The sequence below is a fragment of the Nocardia aegles genome (assembly GCF_052545135.1).
In genome coordinates, this window is the sequence record NZ_JBQWRI010000001.1 from 334,889 (window position 1) to 351,938 (window position 17,050).

16 protein-coding genes are annotated in these 17,050 nt (G+C 68.5%); 14 read left to right on the forward strand and 2 right to left on the reverse strand.

Annotation, left to right across the window (positions count from 1 at the left end):
* The first annotated feature begins 166 nt into the window (after positions 1-166).
* The 3 genes from ACT89H_RS01590 to coaD are packed head-to-tail and all read left to right on the forward strand — an operon-like array spanning position 167 to position 4,670.
* Positions 167-3,571: a pyruvate carboxylase gene (locus ACT89H_RS01590; protein ID WP_445106665.1), complete on the forward strand. Its 3,405-nt coding sequence runs from the start codon at positions 167-169 to the stop codon at positions 3,569-3,571.
* Positions 3,568-4,131, forward strand: a complete 564-nt coding sequence (gene rsmD, locus ACT89H_RS01595) for a 16S rRNA (guanine(966)-N(2))-methyltransferase RsmD (protein WP_445106666.1) — start codon at positions 3,568-3,570, stop codon at positions 4,129-4,131. The genes ACT89H_RS01590 and rsmD overlap by 4 nt, the downstream gene beginning before the upstream one ends.
* A 53-nt stretch (positions 4,132-4,184) precedes the next feature.
* On the forward strand, positions 4,185-4,670 hold the full coding sequence (gene coaD / locus ACT89H_RS01600) for a pantetheine-phosphate adenylyltransferase (protein WP_445106667.1): 486 nt from the start codon (positions 4,185-4,187) through the stop codon (positions 4,668-4,670).
* 297 nt (positions 4,671-4,967) lie between these two features.
* Here coaD and ACT89H_RS01605 read toward each other — a convergent pair whose 3' ends face one another.
* A complete protein-coding gene (locus ACT89H_RS01605; protein ID WP_445106668.1) occupies positions 4,968-5,477 on the reverse strand; it encodes a GtrA family protein in 510 nt (169 codons plus the stop codon).
* A gap of 382 nt (positions 5,478-5,859) precedes the next feature.
* Here ACT89H_RS01605 and ACT89H_RS01610 point away from each other — a divergent pair, with 382 nt between their 5' ends.
* The 11 genes from ACT89H_RS01610 to ACT89H_RS01660 all read left to right on the forward strand — a co-directional run bounded on the left by ACT89H_RS01610 (position 5,860) and on the right by ACT89H_RS01660 (position 16,487).
* Positions 5,860-6,606, forward strand: coding sequence for a DivIVA domain-containing protein (locus tag ACT89H_RS01610; RefSeq protein WP_445107323.1), 747 nt, complete (start codon positions 5,860-5,862; stop codon positions 6,604-6,606).
* 97 nt (positions 6,607-6,703) lie between these two features.
* Positions 6,704-7,342: a YceD family protein gene (locus ACT89H_RS01615; protein ID WP_445107324.1), complete on the forward strand. Its 639-nt coding sequence runs from the start codon at positions 6,704-6,706 to the stop codon at positions 7,340-7,342.
* A gap of 52 nt (positions 7,343-7,394) precedes the next feature.
* Positions 7,395-7,577 carry a 50S ribosomal protein L32 gene (rpmF, locus tag ACT89H_RS01620; protein ID WP_014987105.1) on the forward strand — a complete coding sequence of 61 codons (183 nt, stop codon included), beginning with the start codon at positions 7,395-7,397 and terminating at the stop codon, positions 7,575-7,577.
* Between the two features lie 22 nt (positions 7,578-7,599).
* A complete protein-coding gene (gene rnc / locus ACT89H_RS01625; protein ID WP_445106669.1) occupies positions 7,600-8,316 on the forward strand; it encodes a ribonuclease III in 717 nt (238 codons plus the stop codon).
* A gap of 1 nt (position 8,317) precedes the next feature.
* Positions 8,318-9,178, forward strand: a complete 861-nt coding sequence (gene mutM / locus ACT89H_RS01630; RefSeq protein WP_445106670.1) for a bifunctional DNA-formamidopyrimidine glycosylase/DNA-(apurinic or apyrimidinic site) lyase — start codon at positions 8,318-8,320, stop codon at positions 9,176-9,178.
* 64 nt (positions 9,179-9,242) lie between these two features.
* Positions 9,243-9,824 (forward strand): dihydrofolate reductase family protein, encoded by a 582-nt coding sequence (locus tag ACT89H_RS01635; protein ID WP_445106671.1) that lies wholly within the window; start codon positions 9,243-9,245, stop codon positions 9,822-9,824.
* Between the two features lie 4 nt (positions 9,825-9,828).
* The gene (locus ACT89H_RS01640; protein WP_445106672.1) at positions 9,829-10,890 is read left to right on the forward strand and encodes a PHP domain-containing protein; all 1,062 of its coding nucleotides are present in this window, start codon (positions 9,829-9,831) and stop codon (positions 10,888-10,890) included.
* A gap of 104 nt (positions 10,891-10,994) precedes the next feature.
* Positions 10,995-12,521: a PstS family phosphate ABC transporter substrate-binding protein gene (locus ACT89H_RS01645; RefSeq protein ID WP_445106673.1), complete on the forward strand. Its 1,527-nt coding sequence runs from the start codon at positions 10,995-10,997 to the stop codon at positions 12,519-12,521.
* Positions 12,522-12,883: 362 nt separating this feature from the next.
* On the forward strand, positions 12,884-14,077 hold the full coding sequence (locus ACT89H_RS01650; RefSeq protein WP_445107325.1) for a glycosyltransferase family 4 protein: 1,194 nt from the start codon (positions 12,884-12,886) through the stop codon (positions 14,075-14,077).
* Between the two features lie 8 nt (positions 14,078-14,085).
* On the forward strand, positions 14,086-16,203 hold the full coding sequence (locus tag ACT89H_RS01655; protein ID WP_445107326.1) for an amylo-alpha-1,6-glucosidase: 2,118 nt from the start codon (positions 14,086-14,088) through the stop codon (positions 16,201-16,203).
* A gap of 95 nt (positions 16,204-16,298) precedes the next feature.
* Positions 16,299-16,487, forward strand: coding sequence for a hypothetical protein (locus ACT89H_RS01660; protein WP_039799555.1), 189 nt, complete (start codon positions 16,299-16,301; stop codon positions 16,485-16,487).
* A 78-nt stretch (positions 16,488-16,565) separates the two neighbouring features.
* On the opposite strand, the gene ACT89H_RS01665 is transcribed toward ACT89H_RS01660, so the two are convergent.
* Positions 16,566-17,021 (reverse strand): DUF350 domain-containing protein, encoded by a 456-nt coding sequence (locus ACT89H_RS01665; RefSeq protein ID WP_445106674.1) that lies wholly within the window; start codon positions 17,019-17,021, stop codon positions 16,566-16,568.
* Positions 17,022-17,050: the final 29 nt, after the last annotated feature.

A 17,050-nucleotide genomic window follows, 5' to 3' on the forward strand; every position in this document is an offset into this window, starting at 1 on the left:
ACTTCGGGGCCGAAGCGGACCCCGGCCGGCACACCGGTTGCGGCCGTACCGCACATGTGTCGGCCCGGTTAACGCAACTTCGCAACGGTGCGAAATGGCCTTGTGAAAGGATTGCTAAGGGGGATTCCGTGTCGATGCGGTTCACGCGGCCGGGTACCTTATGTCAATGTTCTCGAAAGTCTTGGTTGCCAACCGTGGTGAGATCGCTATCCGTGCTTTCCGCGCGGCCTATGAACTCGGCATCGGGACGGTCGCCGTGTTTCCCTACGAGGACCGTAATTCGGTTCATCGGTTGAAGGCGGCGGAGTCGTATCAGATCGGCGAGCCCGGTCATCCGGTGCGGGCGTATCTGTCGATCGAGGCGATCATCGAGGCGGCCAAGTCGGCGGGCGCGGACGCGATTTATCCGGGGTACGGGTTCTTGTCGGAGAATCCGGATCTCGCGGCGGCGTGCGAGCGGGAGGGGATCACCTTCGTCGGTCCGTCGGCCGAGGTGCTGGAGCTGGCGGGTAACAAGGCGCGGGCGATCGAGGCGGCGAAGGCGGCGGGGCTGCCGGTGTTGCGTTCGAGTGCGCCGTCGTCGGATGTGGAGCAGTTGCTGGCCGCGGCGCGGGAGCTGGAGTATCCGATCTTCGTGAAGGCGGTGGCCGGTGGCGGTGGGCGCGGGATGCGCCGGGTCGCTGCGCCGGAGCAGTTGCGCGAGTCGATCGAGGCGGCGTCTCGGGAGGCGGAGTCGGCCTTCGGCGACCCGACGGTGTTCCTGGAGCAGGCGGTGGTGAACCCGCGCCATATCGAGGTGCAGATCCTGGCCGACCAGCACGGAAACGTGATGCACTTGTTCGAGCGGGACTGCTCGGTGCAGCGCAGGCATCAGAAGGTGATCGAGTTGGCGCCCGCGCCGAATCTGGATCCGGCGCTGCGGGAGCGGATCTGCGCCGACGCGGTGGCCTTCGCTCGGCAGATCGGCTACTCGTGTGCGGGAACCGTGGAGTTCCTGCTGGACGAGCGCGGTAATCACGTCTTCATCGAGATGAACCCACGTATCCAGGTGGAGCACACGGTGACCGAGGAGATCACCGATGTGGACCTGGTGCAGTCGCAGCTGCGTATCGCGGCGGGGGAGACGCTCGAGCAACTGGGTCTGAGCCAGGACGCGGTGACCATCCGCGGCGCGGCGTTGCAGTGCCGGATCACTACCGAGGATCCGGCCAACGGGTTCCGTCCCGACACCGGCCGGATCACCGCGTACCGCACCCCCGGTGGCGCGGGCATCCGCCTGGACGGTGGCGCGAATCTGGGCGCGGAGATCGGCGCCTACTTCGACTCCATGCTGGTCAAGCTCACCTGCCGGGGCCGCGACTTCGGTGCGGCGGTGGCCCGGGCGAGCCGGGCGCTGGCGGAGTTCCGGATTCGCGGCGTGGCCACGAACATCCCGTTCCTGCTGGCGGTGCTGGACGATGCGGATTTCCAGGCGGGGCGGGTCACCACCTCGTTCATCGACGAGCGTCCGCAGCTGCTGACCCTGCGTCGGTCGGCCGACCGTGGCACCAAGATCCTCGACTACCTGGCCGATGTCACGGTGAACAAGCCGCACGGTGAGCGGCCGACCACGGTGTACCCGCACGACAAGCTGCCCGCGATCGATCTGACCGTGCCGCCGCCGGACGGCTCGCGGCAGCGGCTGCTGCGGCTGGGGCCGGAGGGTTTCGCGCGGGCCTTGCGCGAGCAGAAGGCGGTCGGCGTCACCGATACCACGTTCCGCGACGCGCACCAGTCGCTGCTGGCCACCCGGGTGCGCACCAACGGCCTGCTGGGGGTGGCGGGGCATGTGGCGCGGTTGACCCCGGAGTTGCTGTCGGTGGAGTGCTGGGGCGGGGCGACCTACGATGTGGGGCTGCGGTTCTTGTACGAGGATCCGTGGGAGCGGTTGGCGGCGTTGCGGGAGGCGATCCCGAACATCTGCCTGCAGATGCTGCTGCGGGGCCGCAACACCGTCGGCTACACCCCGTACCCGGAGGAGGTGACCCGCGCGTTCGTCTCCGAGGCGACCGCCACGGGCATCGATATCTTCCGTATCTTCGACGCGCTCAACAATGTCGATCAGATGCGTCCGGCCATCGACGCGGTCCGTGAGACCGGTACCGCGATCGCGGAGGTCGCGATCAGCTACACCGGGGATCTGTCGAATCCGGACGAGTCGCTCTACACCCTGGACTACTACCTGAAGCTGGCCGAGCAGATCGTCGACGCGGGCGCGCACGTGCTGGCGATCAAGGACATGGCCGGACTGCTGCGCGCGCCGGCCGCGACCACCCTGGTCAGGGCGTTGCGCAGCAATTTCGATCTGCCGGTGCACGTCCACACGCACGACACCCCGGGCGGGCAGTTGGCCACCTATCTGGCCGCATGGCAGGCCGGTGCGGACGCCGTGGACGGCGCCAGCGCCGCGATGGCGGGCACCACCAGCCAGCCCGCGCTCTCGGCGATCGTCGCCGCGGCGGCGCACAGCGAGTACGACACCGGGTTGAACCTGCAGAACGTGTGCGACCTGGAGCCGTACTGGGAGGCGCTGCGGAAGGTGTACGCGCCGTTCGAGTCCGGGCTACCGGCTCCCACCGGCCGCGTCTACACCCACGAGATCCCGGGCGGACAGTTGTCGAACCTGCGCCAGCAAGCCATCGCGCTCGGGTTGGGCGACCGGTTCGAGGAAGTGGAGGCGAAATACGCCGCCGCGGACCGGCTGCTCGGGCGTCTGGTGAAAGTCACCCCGTCCTCGAAGGTCGTCGGTGACCTGGCGCTGGCGCTGGTCGGCACCGGCGTCGAGGTCGAGGACTTCGCCGCCGACCCCGGCCGCTACGACATCCCCGATTCGGTGATCGGGTTCCTGCGCGGGGAACTGGGCACACCCGCCGGCGGCTGGCCCGAACCGTTCCGCACCAAGGCGCTGGCCGGGCGCGGCGCGGCGAAGCCCGAGACACCGCTGACCCCCGCGGACGAGAAGGGTTTGTCCGGTAACTCCGCGCAGCGCCGGGCCACGTTGAACCGGCTGCTGTTCCCCGGCCCGACCGCCGAATTCCTCGCCCACCGCGAGAAGTACGGCGACACCTCCGGATTGTCGGCCAACCAGTTCTTCTACGGGCTGCGCCGCGGCGAGGAACACCGCGTGCAACTGGAAAAGGGCGTCACCCTGCTCATCGGCCTGGAAGCGATCTCCGAGCCCGACGAGCGCGGCATACGCACCGTGATGTGCATCCTCAACGGGCAACTGCGACCGGTCTCGGTGCGCGACCGCTCGATCGCCAGTGAGATCCCGGCCGCGGAGAAAGCCGACAAGACCAACCCCGGCCACGTCGCGGCACCGTTCGCCGGTGTCGTCACCCTCGCGGTGTCCGAAGGCGATACGGTCGCCGCCGGCGACACCATCGGCACCATCGAAGCCATGAAGATGGAAGCCGCGATCACCGCGCCCCGCGCCGGCATCGTCGACCGCGTCGCCATCAGCACCGTGCAGCAGGTCGAAGGCGGTGACCTCCTCATCGAACTGGCCGCTCGGGAATCATCCGCGGGATGACGAGGATCGTCGCGGGTGCGGCGGGCGGTCGGCGCCTCCGGGTGCCGCCGTCCGGCACCCGCCCGACCTCCGACCGCGTCCGGGAGGCGCTGTTCAGTGCGTTGGACGCCCGGCTGGACTTCGCGGGCGCGCGCGTGCTCGACCTGTACGCGGGTTCCGGTGCGCTCGGGCTGGAGGCGTTGTCGCGCGGCGCCGAGTACGCGCTGCTCGTCGAATCCGATCGCAAGGCGGCGGCCGTGGTCCGCGGCAATATCGCCGACCTCGGGCTGACCGGCGCCGAATTGCGGGTCGCGACGGTGGCCAGTGTGCTGCAACTCGGCGGGGCGGACGGCTTCGACGTGGTCTTCTCCGACCCGCCCTACGCGGTGGACAACGCCGCGGTGCTGGCCGACCTGAGCGCGCTGACCGAGCGCGGTTGGCTGCGGGCCGGGGCGCTGGTCGTACTGGAGCGTTCGGCGCGTTCGCCCGAAATCGCCTGGCCCGCAGGCTATGTTCCGGCCAAGTCGCGCCGGTACGGCGAAACCCGCATCGAGCTGGCGGAGTTCGAACCGGACGACTAGGCATGGGCGCGGCCACTCGTGCCCGGCGGCGTGTGTCCTGCTAGCGTCGCCTCATGGCAGGAGCACTGTGCCCCGGGTCGTTCGACCCCGTGACCTACGGACACCTCGACGTCTTCACCCGGGCGGCGGCCCAGTTCGACGAGGTCGTCATCACCGTCATGATCAACCCGAAGAAGCAGGGCATGTTCACCGTCGAGGAGCGCATCGAGATGCTGCGCGAGTCGACCGCACATCTGGGTAACGTCCGGGTGGAGTCGTGGCAGGGCCTACTGGTGGACTTCGCGCGCGAACAGGGCATCACCGCGATCGTGAAGGGCCTGCGCGACGCGGGTGACTTCGGTTACGAACTGCAGATGGCGCAGATGAACAAGAAGCTCTCCGGGGTGGACACCTTCTTCATCGCCACCAACCCGACCTTCAGCTTCCTGTCCAGCTCACTGGTCAAAGAGGTCGCCGCGTATGGCGGCGACGTCACCGACATGCTGCCCCCGTCGGTCCACAAGCGCCTCATCGACCGCTTGGCCGAACGCAAGAACTGACATCCCCGGCCGCGAACCCGCACTGCCCCGCGCCGCTCCGCAAATCCTGGGTGACGCTTCCTGGGAGACGCTGAGGCAGCGGCGGACCAGCGGACCCCCGCATTGCGGAGGCGTGGAGCCAGTCGAGCTTGCAGACCGGGTGGTTCACCACCCGGTCTGCGTCAGCGTAACCACTGATCACGCAAGAACATGGGTAACTCACCGGGAACGCCCAAAACTCCCGCGCCGTCAACGCAAGACCTGAACGCGACCCGCGTCCCACCTCACTGGTACGGCCTGAATACCCGGAGAGGCGGTTCAGAACACCAGACCGCGTAGGGCCAGGAAGCGCATCCCGCCGACCGCGGCGGTGATCGCCAGGATCGCAACGGCCTGGGCGGTGTCCCCGAGACCGGGCGCCCACAGTCCGAGTGCGGCCAGCGCCGCGGTGGTGACGCCGAGTCCGACCAACGCGAGCCCGCCGCCTTCCCACTGCGCGGTGGACCACCGGACCCGTTCCGCGGCGTGGAAAGTGAGCTGACGGTGCAGCTCGTTGGCGATCATGGTGCTGACGATCGAGCCGACGACGTTGGCGAGCAGCGGTCCGACGCCGTGCATGGCGAAGAACAACAGCACATACGCGATGTTGCTGGAGCCGCCGACCAGCGCGAAACGGATCAGCTGGGCGAAGGCGCGATCCCCGCGCAGGTACCGGGCCAGGCGGCCGAAACTCGTCGTCACCGAGGTCGTCGGCAGCACCGGAGATGGGCCGGCCCACGGCACGAAAAAGCTGGTGGCGCTCGGTCGCGGCAGTTCCAGTAGGGTCATCGTCTTTCCGATCGAACACAAGCCCTCGGCAGGGACAACAGCGATGGCGTTCGCATGCTTCCCCCGTCGACTCTTCGCAGGTTCCGTTCGTAGCGCGTATTCGGCGATCGCTGACGTGTCGGCGCCTGGCGATATTCGACGGCGGGTTGTCCGTACCTCCGGCTTCCTTGCCCGCGATCCGGGGAACGCGGTACGTGCTGAAGATCTTGGTCGACCTCCGGCAAAAATCTAACACGAAGCGGAGAGATCTACTCCACTTGATTCTGTGGCGTGCGAGACACTGGCACGACACACCGAAAAGGGACTCGGCACGAGCGGTGACGAGGGGCACACTGGGCGTCGGCGGAAAGTTTCGCCGTGAGTCAGCAGGAGGGTAGTGAGCATGTATCGCGTATTCGAAGCGCTCGACGAACTCGTCGCCATCGTCGAAGAGGCGCGCGGCATCCCCCCGACACGCAGTTGCCTCGTGCCGCGCGGCGACGTGCTCGAATTGCTCGACGACGTCCGCGACGCCCTGCCCGGCGAACTCGACGACGCCCAAGACGTGCTCGACCATCGCGACAAGATCGTCTCCGATGCCAGGACCGCGGCCGAGGCCGCCGTGACCGGGGCGAACGAGCAGGCCGATCGCACCATCAACTCGGCGCGGGAGGAAGCCGATCGCATCCTGGCCGACGCCAAGGCGCACGCCGACCGGATGGTCGCCGAGGCCGCCGCCCACGCCGATCACCTGGTCGCCTCGGCCCAGGAGGCAGCCGACCGGGTGGTGGCCGACGGCAAGGCCGAATACGAGGCGGTGACCGGCCGGGCGCGGGCGGAGTCGGAGCGGATGATCGACGCGGGCAAGGCCGCCTACGACCGCTCCGTCGCCGACGGACTCGCCGAACAGGAGCGGCTGGTCACACAGACCGAGGTGGTCCGCGCCGCGCACGCCGAATCGGCCAGGGTGATCGACGCCGCGCACGCCGAGGCGGATCGCTTGCGCGCGGAATGCGACCACTACGTCGACTCCCGGCTCGCCGATTTCGAGGAGACGCTGACCAGCACGCTGCGCACGGTCGGGCGCGGACGTCATCAGCTGCGCAGCGGGGCGGGCGCACCCGACTACGCGACCGAATTCCGCAGGTAGCCGCCCCGAGCGCCATGGGCGGCGTTTGGGGCGGCACCACGTGATCGCGTATTGTTGAGTGGTTGCCCGTATCCCCTCGACTGTGAGTGAGTTCGTGATGTCCGCCGGTTCCGGTTCCACGTCGCGTCCCCAATCGGCCAAGCGCCGGTCGCCGGACGCCGGTTTCGTGCTGGACACCCGCAGCCTCGGCCGCAGGCCGGGAAGCATGCGCGAACTGCGCCGTACCGTCACCACCGAGGAGCGGATCGGTCTGGATCTGATCGGCGTTCCCGTGGGCGCGCAGGTGGAGTTCGACCTGCAGTTGCAGGCGGTGTCGGAGGGAGTGCTGGTCACCGGGACGGTCGCGGCGCCGATCGAAGGGGAGTGCTCGCGCTGCCTGGAGCCGTTCACCGATGCGGTCACCCTGCACCTGACCGAGTTGTTCGCCTATCCGGACAGCACCACCGACCAGACCACCGAGGACGACGAGGTCTATCGCATGGACGACGACCTCATCGATCTGGAGCCGGTGGTGATCGACGCCGTCGGCCTGGAGTTGCCGCTGCAGCCACTGTGCACCCCGGACTGCGCGGGACTGTGCCCGGAATGCGGCGTACGGATGGCGATTGCGGGATCCGACCACCGGCATGAGATACTTGACCCTCGCTGGGCCGGACTGGCTGAATTCGCCTCCGGATCGCCCGGCGCCGACCGCCCCGACCGCCCCGACGAGGGTGCGGCCGACCGAAACCACTGAGCAAGACCGATCAGCCGAACCGGCAGAGCAATTAGACAGAGGAGAAGTAGTCGTGGCCGTTCCCAAGCGCCGGATGTCCCGTTCCAACACCAGGTCGCGGCGCAGCCAGTGGAAGGCCACCGCGCCGACCCTGATCACCTGCCCGAACCGCGCCTGCGGCGAGAAGACGCTGCCGCATATCGCCTGCCCGTCCTGCGGCACCTACAAGGGCCGCCAGGTCACCGCGGCGGTTTGATCGCCCGACCTCTCGTAACGACGTGACCCATCCCGAACCCGACTCGTCCGGTGAACACGCGAGCCTACTTGCCGCGTTGGGCGTCGATCTGCAGCCGGATCTGCTGCGCCTCGCACTGACCCATCGGTCCTACGCGTACGAGAACGGCGGTCTGCCGACGAACGAGCGTCTCGAGTTCCTCGGCGACTCCGTGCTCGGGCTGAGTATCACCGAACGGCTGTATCACGAGCATCCCTCGAAGACCGAGGGTGAGCTGGCCAAGTTGCGCGCGAGCGTGGTGAACATGCGCGCACTGGCGGAGGTCGCCCGCGGGCTCGGTGAGGGCGGGCTCGGTGCCCACCTGCTGCTCGGCAAGGGCGAGGAGCTCACCGGTGGCCGCGACAAGGAGAGCATCCTCGCCGACGGTATGGAGTCGCTGCTCGGCGCCGTGCATCTGGAGCACGGCATCGAGGTGGCTCGCTCCGTGGTGCTGCGGCTGTTCGCCGAGCTGCTCGAGCGCGGACCGCGGATGGGCGCGGGCCTGGACTGGAAGACGAGCCTGCAGGAACTCACCGCCGAGCGTGGTCTCGGCGTGCCCAGCTACGAGATCACCTCGACCGGGCCGGACCACGACAAAGAGTTCACCGCCACCACGGTGATCGGCGGCCGGGCCTACGGGCAGGGCGTCGGCCGGTCCAAGAAGGAAGCGGAGCAGAAGGCCGCGGGGGCCGCCTACGAGGCGCTGACCGCCGAAACCTGACGTGCCCGAACTTCCCGAGGTCGAGGTCGTGCGGCGTGGGCTCGCTGAGCACGTGGTCGGCCAGATGATCGAATCGGTGGCGATCACCCACCCCCGCTCGGTACGTCGCCATCTCGAAGGCGCCGCCGACCTCGCCGCGCGGCTGACCGGCCTGAAGGTCGCCGCGGCCGAACGACGCGGCAAATTTCTCTGGCTCACCTTCGATGATCCGGAATCTGCCCTGGTCGTGCATCTCGGTATGAGCGGTCAGATGCTGGTGCAGCCCGCCGACGCGCCGCTGGAGAAGCACGCCCACATCCGGGCCACCTTGGGCGACGGCACCGAACTGCGCTTCGTCGACCAGCGCACCTTCGGCGGCTGGGTGCTCGCGCCGCTGGTCGAGGTGGACGGCACCCTGGTGCCCGAGCCGGTCGCGCACATCGCCCGTGATCCGCTGGATCCGCGCTTCGACGTCGAATCCGTGGTCGCCGTCATCCGAGGCAAGCAGAGCGAGATCAAGCGCGTGCTGCTCGATCAAGGCGTCGTCTCCGGCATCGGCAATATCTACGCCGACGAGGCGCTGTGGCGTGCCGGGATCCACGGTGGCAGGCCCGCATCGGGGCTGTCCAGACCCGCGGTGCGCGGGTTGCTCGCCGAGGTCGGCATCGTCATGGGCGAAGCGCTGACGGCGGGCGGTACGTCGTTCGACGCGCTCTATGTGAACGTCAACGGCCAGTCGGGTTACTTCGAACGCTCCCTCGCCGTATACGGTCGGGAACACGAGCCGTGTCGCCGGTGTGGTGCGCTGATCATCCGCGAGCGGTTCATGAACCGCTCGTCCTTCTCCTGCCCGCGCTGCCAGCCGAAGCCTCGTCGTCGTTAGCGCGGGCGAGCTACCGTTTCCTCAGGGCGGTTCGGAATGTCAGCCGACCGTGAGGAAGGGAAGCATGCGCAAGCTCACCTATTACGTCGCGTCGACCATTGACGGATTCATCGCCACCGAGGACGGCTCGGTCGATTTCTTCCCGGTCGGCGGCGACCACGGTCCCTCGATCAACGCGCAGTACCCCGAGACGCTGCCGACCAAGGTGCGTGAGGCGATCGGGTTGGAGGAGCGCAATCGTTACTTCGACACGGTGCTGATGGGACGCAAGACGCACGACTTCGGCGTCCGTACCGGCACCTCCACCCCCTACGCGCATCTGCGGCAGTTCGTGGTCTCCACCACACTGCCCGAAAGTCCCGATCCGGCCGTCGAGCTGATCTCGCAGAATCCGATCGAGAAGGTTCGCGAACTCAAGCGGGAAAGCGGGCTGGGCATCTGGTTGTGCGGCGGCGGCGAACTGGCGCAGGCATTGCTGCCGGAGATCGACCAGATCTTCCTCAAGCTCTACCCGATCGTCCTCGGCCGCGGCCGCGCGCTGTTCGGCACCGGGTCGCGGCTGCCGGAACCGGCCAAGTTCCGAGTGATCACCAGCACGGTGTTCGAGGACGGGGTGGCCTTCGTCAAATACAGTCGGCTGCACTGATCCGGTGCCCGGCCAGGAAACGAGCGGGATCCCGGATGGCGCCGCGGCGCCCGGTCCGGAGGCGGCGCTGCGGGAGATCGGCTTCTGGCTGGAGCGCTCCCGCGCGGAGACCCACCGGGTGAAGGCCTACCGGCGCGCCGCCGCCGTCGTCGCGGGGTTGTCCGCCGACGAGCGCGCGGCGCACCGGGCGGCAGGCACCTGGACCGAGCTCGCGGGCATCGGACCCAAGACCGCCGCCGTCATCGAGCAGGCGTACGCGGGCGAGGTACCGCGGTACCTGGCCGAGTTGCGGGCGGCCGCGCAGCCGATCGGGGTGCCGGGCAAGCCGTTGCGCGAGCGACTGCGCGGCGATCTGCACACCCACTCGGACTGGTCCGACGGCGGCAGCCCGATCGAGGAGATGATGCGGGTCGCGGCTGCGCTCGGGCACGAATACTGCGCCCTGACCGACCATTCTCCGCGCCTGACCGTGGCCAACGGTCTGTCCGCCGAGCGATTGCGCAGGCAACTGGACGTGGTCGCCGAACTCAACGACCGGATGGCGCCGTTGCGCATCCTGACCGGCATCGAGGTGGACATCCTCGACGACGGCACCCTCGATCAGCAGGCGGATCTGCTCGCCCGGCTGGATATCGTCGTGGCCAGTGTGCACTCGCGTCTGCGCGACGACAGCGCCACGATGACCAAGCGCATGGTGCACGCGGTCGCCGACCCGAACGTCGACGTGCTCGGCCACTGCACCGGCCGCCTGGTCGCGGGGGGACGGGGCACCAGGCCGGAATCGACGTTCGACGCCGAGGTGGTGTTCGAGGCATGTCGCACTTACGGCACCGCCGTGGAGATCAACTGCAGGCCCGAACGACTCGATCCGCCTTCGCGATTGCTGCGCCTGGCGGCCGAAATGGGTTGTCACTTCTCGATCGACACCGACGCGCACGCACCTGGCCAGCTCGATTGGCAGGGATACGGTTGTGAGCGCGCGCTCGCGAACGGCGTCGCGGCGGAACGGGTGATCAACACCTGGCCGCTGGCGGATCTGCTGGCCTGGACTCGCGCGGCGGCGTGACCGCCTGGTTAACTGTTGCCGAACAATACGACTTTGCCTGTGCCAGAAGGTCATTGCCGCCGAGAATAAGGGGCCACACGAACTGCTAGGGGTGGGATCAACTGGTGGGTAATTTTCCGATCGACATCGTGCTCGCGCTCGTCGGTATCGCCGTGCCCATCGGTGCGTTCCTGTGGGAGTTCGTTTTTGCCGGCCGCAGGCGCCTCGGCTACCGAGTGCAGATGGATACCCCGGTCACCGGCGACATCGCGTCGGTGTTCCCCGGTGTGCTCCCGCAGCTGTGCCCCTCGCTCGACGGCGCCAGCCCTGCCCTGGCGGATATCTCGATCGTTCTGGTGCGCGTCGAGAACAGCGGCATCACGACCATCGACAGCCATGACTACAAGGCGCCGGACGCCGCGCAGGTCGGCTTGCACCTGCGGTTTCCGCAGCGCCGCGTGATCGGCATGGCGGTGAACGAGCTCAGCGACGAGGATGCGCTGGCCGACAGTCTCGGCCCCGATTCCGGTATCGCGGTGCCCGAGGGTACCGGTGACGTCGGCGTCATCGATCTACCGAAGGTGCCGCTGGGTCCCGGCGATCACTACAAGATTCTGGCGATCCTGCAGCGTTCCGCGGGCGCGGGTAAATATCCGCGGCCGGTGCTGCGTGGCGGTATCAAAGGCGGGCGGATCACCGAAACCCGCAGCCGCACCGGCGTTTCCCGGATGATGGTCGCGCTCACGGTATTCCTGGTGCTGGTGATCGCGGTCCAGTTGGTGGTGTCCGCGCTGGAGCCGTCGCCGACGCCGCTGGAGTGCGCCTCGGGCAAGCTGACCGTGATCGGATCGTCGGCGTTCGCCCAGGTGATCGAAGACGCCGCCGAGCAGTACCGCAAGAGTTGCACCGGTGCGGATTTCACGTACGGCTTCGAGGGATCCGAGCGCGGACTGGACCGGCTCGCCGAGGAGGGCGCGGGCAATTCCGGTTTGCTCGCCATCACCGACGGTGCGAAGGGCGGCGGCTATCCGACACTGGTGAACCGGCCGTTGGCGCTGTCGCTGTTCACCATGATCGCGCATCCCGGTGTCGGCGTCCGTGATCTCACCGTCGCCCAGATCCAGGACCTCTACCGGGGCAAGATCGGCAACTGGCGCGAGGTGGGCGGTCCGGACCTGCCGGTGGTGCTGGTCAACCGCATACCCGGCTCGGGCACGCGCACCATCTTCGAACGCAGGCTGTTCGACGGCGTGCAGCCGGAGCGCCCGCATGTGAGTTGCACGGCGCTGAAAGGCACGGTCGTCACCGCGCCCGCGCAGTGCGAGGTGCAGGTCACCGCCGACATGCGCAAGGCGGTTGCCGAAATACCCGGCGCCATCGGCTATTCGGAGTTCGCCGAGGCCGTCGGAGCCGGTCTGCCGACGATCACGATCGACGGCGTCGGCGCGAGCCGGGACGCCGCCGTCCGGCGCACCTATCCCTTCTGGGGCGTCGAGTACGCCTACAGCAACGGCGAGTTGCCCGGTGGTTCGCTCGCCGCGAGTTTCCTGCACTTCCTGACCGATCAGACCGGCGAAGAGGTGGTGCGCGCACACGGCAACGCGCCGTGCGGCGACCTGCCCGACCCCGGTCGCTGTCTGCTGGATCAGTGAACCCCGGACGTCGGTTTCGAAGGCTCCCGGCCTGCCACGCGGGGCCACCGGACTACCCATCGGTAGCCGAACGAACGCTGCGGGAGCGGATTTTTCCCGAACTGTGTGGTTTGAACGGCGCCCTCTGAGGTACCTCCCTCTCGGCCCCCCTGATCATGCCGGAGGCGTGAGCAGGCCAACCAAGCCCCATGGACGGCGGTGCAGCTAGGTCTTCACCCCCGCCGCGGCGGCCACTTAGTTCAGTTCGGCGCCCGGTACTCCGAGTGCTGGGTGAATGCGAGTGCTACTTGGTTGTCCCTGGAAGGAGGGTCATGAGCGCGCTTTCCGTGCCGATTTCCGCGCAGGCGTCGTCCGATCTGGAGATGCCGTCGTCCGACTACTTGTCGACCGATCGTTCCAGCGGTCCCTTCCGCATCGCGATGGTCGTTCCGCCGTACTTCGACGTCCCGCCCAAGGCATACGGCGGCGTCGAGGCCGTGGTGGCCGACCTGGTCGACGCGCTGGTGGCCCGCGGCCACGACGTCACTCTGTTGGGCGCGGGGGAGCCGGGGACGAAGGCCAAGTTCGTGCCGGTGTGGGACCGTGCGCTGCCCGAACGCCTCGGCGAGCCGTTCCCCGAGGTCGTGCACGCGTTGCGGGTGCGCCGAGCGATCGAGAAGCTCGTGGCCACTTCGGGTGTCGACCTGGTGCACGACCACACGTTCGCGGGCCCGCTCAACGCGACCGTCTTCCAGAACATGGGCCTGCCGACAGTGCTGACCGTTCACGGGCCGGTGGAGGACGACATCTACCGCTACTACCAGGATCTGGGCGATGAAGTCGCATTGGTGGCGATCAGCGACCGCCAGCGCGAGCTGGCGCAGGGTCTCAATTGGTCCGGGCGGGTGCACAATGCGCTGCACGTCGACGATTGGCCGTTCCGCGTCGAGAAGGACGATTACGCGCTGTTCCTGGGCCGGTTCAACGAGTGCAAGGCCCCGCACCTGGCGCTGGAAGCCGCGCACTCCGCGGGCATCCCGCTGGTGCTCGCGGGCAAGTGCAGCGAGCGGCCCGAGCTGGCCTACTTCGAGGAGAAGGTGCGGCCGCTGTTGACGGAAAACGATCACGTGTTCGGTCTCGCCGACGCGACGGCCAAGCGTAAGCTGCTTGCGAATGCGCGTTGCCTGTTGTTCCCGATCCGCTGGGAGGAACCGTTCGGCATGGTGATGATCGAATCCATGGTCTGTGGCACGCCGGTGGTCGCGCTGCGCGGCGGGGCGGTGTCCGAGGTGATCGTCGACGGCGTGACCGGCCGCATCTGCGAGGATCCCGCCGAGTTGCCCACGGCCATCGAAGAGGTCAGGGCGATCGATCCGTACGCCTGCCGGGCGCACGTGCAGGCCAAGTTCGGCTCCGACACGCTCGGCTTCGGCTACGAGCAGGTGTACCGCCGGGTGCTGCGCTCCACGAAGCGGTCCGGCGCCGCGCCGCTCGCCACCGCGGCGCCCGAGGCCGCGCCGCTCGACGCCCCGGTGTCCGGCTCGCCGATCCGGATCGCGGCGAGCGGCTTGGCGTGACCGATTTCGTGCCGGTGAGCTCCGCCCCCCTGAACTCCGGTGAGCCGGCCGGGTTCGGGGGGTGCGGTTCGGTGACCCTGGTCGAAGGCGGCACGTTCTGCCTGTCCAATCGGCTCGGCGACGTGGAACCGGGCAAGCCGCACGGCTTGTTCTTCCGGGACGCCCGCGTGCTGTCGCGCTGGGAGTTGCTGGTGAACGGCAAACCCGCCGAGTCGCTTTCGGTGCTGAGTCCAGAGGCGTTCGCCGCCAGGTTCGTGTTGCGCAGGCCCCCACAGGCGGGCCTGGCCGACAGCACGCTGCTGGTGGTGCGCGAACGGATCGTGGCCGACGGCATGCACGAGCTGATCACGCTGGAGAACATGGGCCGCGAGCCCACCGCGGTGCTGCTGGAATTGCATGTGGACGCCGACTTCGTCGACCTGTTCGCGGTGAAGGAGGGCCGCGCCGGACACGGGCGCGCCGACGTGACGGTCGCCGACGGGGAACTGGTGCTGCACGATCACGCCGACCGCAGCCGGGGCATCTCGATCTCGGCGACCGTGGAACCCGAAGTGATGCCCGGTTCGCTGCTGTGGCGGGTGATCGTGCCGGTCGGCGAATGCTGGCAGACCGAGATCATCGCCCAGCCGACCGTGGGCAACCAGAGATTCCAGGCGATCTCGCCGGGTGAGCATTACAACCTCAGCGCGCCGGGCCGCAAGATCGAGGCATGGCGCGACACCGCCACCGACATCGCGGCGTCCGATCCGGCGCTCACGCGGGTGCTGCGCCGCACCGAAAGCGACTTGGGCGCCTTGCAGATGCACGACGAATCCGGCGACGCCCGGCCTTTCGTCGCAGCGGGCGCGCCGTGGTTCATGACCTTGTTCGGCCGCGACAGCCTGCTCACCGCATGGATGGCGCTGCCGCTGGAGGTCGATCTGGCGCTCGGCACGTTGCAGCAGCTGGCCGAACTGCAAGGCCAGGACGTGAACCCGCTCACCGAGGAGGAACCCGGCCGCATCATGCACGAGATGCGCCGCGGTCCGTCGGGCGGGCCGGTGTTCGGCGGCAACATCTACTACGGAACCGCCGACGCCACACCGCTGTTCGTGATGTTGCTGGCCGAATGCCATCGCTGGGGCGCCGACCCGGAGGCGATCCGGCTACTGCTGCCCGCCGCCGACGCCGCGCTGCACTGGATCACCGACTACGGCGACCGGGACGGCGACGGCTTTGTCGAGTACCGCCGCGCGACCGACCGCGGCCTGGTCAACCAGGGGTGGAAGGACAGCTTCGACGGAATCAACGACGCGACCGGACATATCGCCGAAGCACCCATCGCGCTGTGCGAGGTGCAGGGGTACGTGCACGCCGCGATGCTGGCCAGGGCCGAACTGGCGGAGGCGTTCGACGATCCCCGGCCGGCCGGGCAGCTGCGCGAACGCGCGGCGGAATTGCGCGTCAAGTTCGCCGAACAGTTCTGGCTGGCCGACCGCGGCTGGTATGCCGTGGCGCTGGACGGCGGCAAGCGTCAGGTCGACGCGCTGACCAGCAATGTCGCGCACTGCCTCTGGTCGGGCATCGCCACCGACGAGCACGCGGCGGAACTGGTGGCGCGGATGGCCGGCCCGGAGATGGATTCCGGATTCGGCCTGCGCACGCTGGCGTCGAACATGGGCGCCTACAACCCGATGAGTTATCACTGCGGCTCGGTGTGGCCGCACGATACGGCGATCGCGGTGGCGGGACTGCTGCGCTACCGGCATGTGCCCGGTGCGGTGGAGCTGGCGACTCGGCTGGCGACCGGCCTGCTGGACGCGGCGGCCGTGTTCGACGGGCGTCTGCCGGAGCTGTTCTGCGGCTTTCCCCGCTCGCGATTCGCCACGCCGGTGCCGTATCCGACTTCCTGCTCGCCGCAGGCGTGGGCGAGCGCGGCGCCGCTGTTGCTGGTGCGCGCGTTCCTCGGACTCGACCCCGACGCACCGAGCCGGACGCTCACCGTGCGACCGCAGCTGCCCGCGCGGTGGGGCAAGGTGTCGCTGCGCGCGTTGCGGCTCGGTGCGACCACCGTCGACCTGGAGGCCGAGGGCACGCAGATCACCGCGGCGCACCTGCCCGACGACTGGCGGTTGGTGACCCGGTGACCCGTACCGGTTGTCGCGGGGCGGAAGCGGGTAAGCCCCTGATGTAAGGACATTGCCGGCCTTCTCGCACTGATACGCAGCACGGGAGGTGCACGATGCAGACCTCGCTGGACATCCAAGATCTGTGGCGGACCCGGTATCGGGACTGTTCCGCCGAGCCCTCGACGGATCTCGACATGGATCGCGCCTTGTTCATTCGCAGCGTGCACGCCGGTCACGGCCCGGAGTGCCGCCAATACCTCGCGGCGGCGGCGTACTGCCTCGCCCACGGGGACGAGCACTGAACCAACCGCATTCACCCCCGGAACGCGGTGCCGGTGGGCACCGAGCATCCTGGCCGATGCCGCGTAGCGCCATGAGGCCTACAGGATCGCGAAGGCGACCACGAGCCCGAGCGCGAAATGCGCGGCCGCCACCACCAGCACCTCGGTGGTGTAGGTGTCGGCATGTAGCGCGGTGCCGATGTCGATGCCGAGCGCCCGTTCGATGACTCGCACCGAGACGACCTGGGCGACAATGCCGACCAGGCCGAACACCAGCGCGGCGATCAGGCCCTCGGAGAGTTTGCCGCCGCCGCCCACGGCGAAGATGGCGAGCACGACGATGAACGCCATGCTGATCATGCCCGCCGCGGCGACGATGATGGCGTTCGGCTTGCCCGACACCACGAGTGTGCGCAGCTTGCCCGGGGTGGTCAGGTCGATGGCGTAGAAGCCGACGAGCATGAGCACCAAGCCGACGAGGGCGTAGAGGATGATCGCTCCCACACCCTCGGCGAGCGAGTTCCAGTACCCCGATTCCAGGGCGACTGCGGTCATCTTGATCCTTCCGCGACGTATCGGCACGC

Excerpts from the sequence above, each read along its gene's own strand:
- ACT89H_RS01590 (WP_445106665.1), top strand. The coding sequence starts at position 167 with ATGTTCTCGAAAGTCTTGGTTGCCAACCGTGGTGAGATCGCTATCCGT.
- rsmD (WP_445106666.1), top strand. The coding sequence starts at position 3,568 with ATGACGAGGATCGTCGCGGGTGCGGCGGGCGGTCGGCGCCTCCGGGTG.
- coaD (WP_445106667.1), top strand. The coding sequence starts at position 4,185 with ATGGCAGGAGCACTGTGCCCCGGGTCGTTCGACCCCGTGACCTACGGA.
- ACT89H_RS01605 (WP_445106668.1), bottom strand. The coding sequence starts at position 5,477 with ATGACCCTACTGGAACTGCCGCGACCGAGCGCCACCAGCTTTTTCGTG.
- ACT89H_RS01610 (WP_445107323.1), top strand. The coding sequence starts at position 5,860 with ATGTATCGCGTATTCGAAGCGCTCGACGAACTCGTCGCCATCGTCGAA.
- ACT89H_RS01615 (WP_445107324.1), top strand. The coding sequence starts at position 6,704 with ATGTCCGCCGGTTCCGGTTCCACGTCGCGTCCCCAATCGGCCAAGCGC.
- ACT89H_RS01635 (WP_445106671.1), top strand. The coding sequence starts at position 9,243 with ATGCGCAAGCTCACCTATTACGTCGCGTCGACCATTGACGGATTCATC.
- ACT89H_RS01650 (WP_445107325.1), top strand. The coding sequence starts at position 12,884 with ATGCCGTCGTCCGACTACTTGTCGACCGATCGTTCCAGCGGTCCCTTC.
- ACT89H_RS01660 (WP_039799555.1), top strand. The coding sequence starts at position 16,299 with ATGCAGACCTCGCTGGACATCCAAGATCTGTGGCGGACCCGGTATCGG.
- ACT89H_RS01665 (WP_445106674.1), bottom strand. The coding sequence starts at position 17,021 with ATGACCGCAGTCGCCCTGGAATCGGGGTACTGGAACTCGCTCGCCGAG.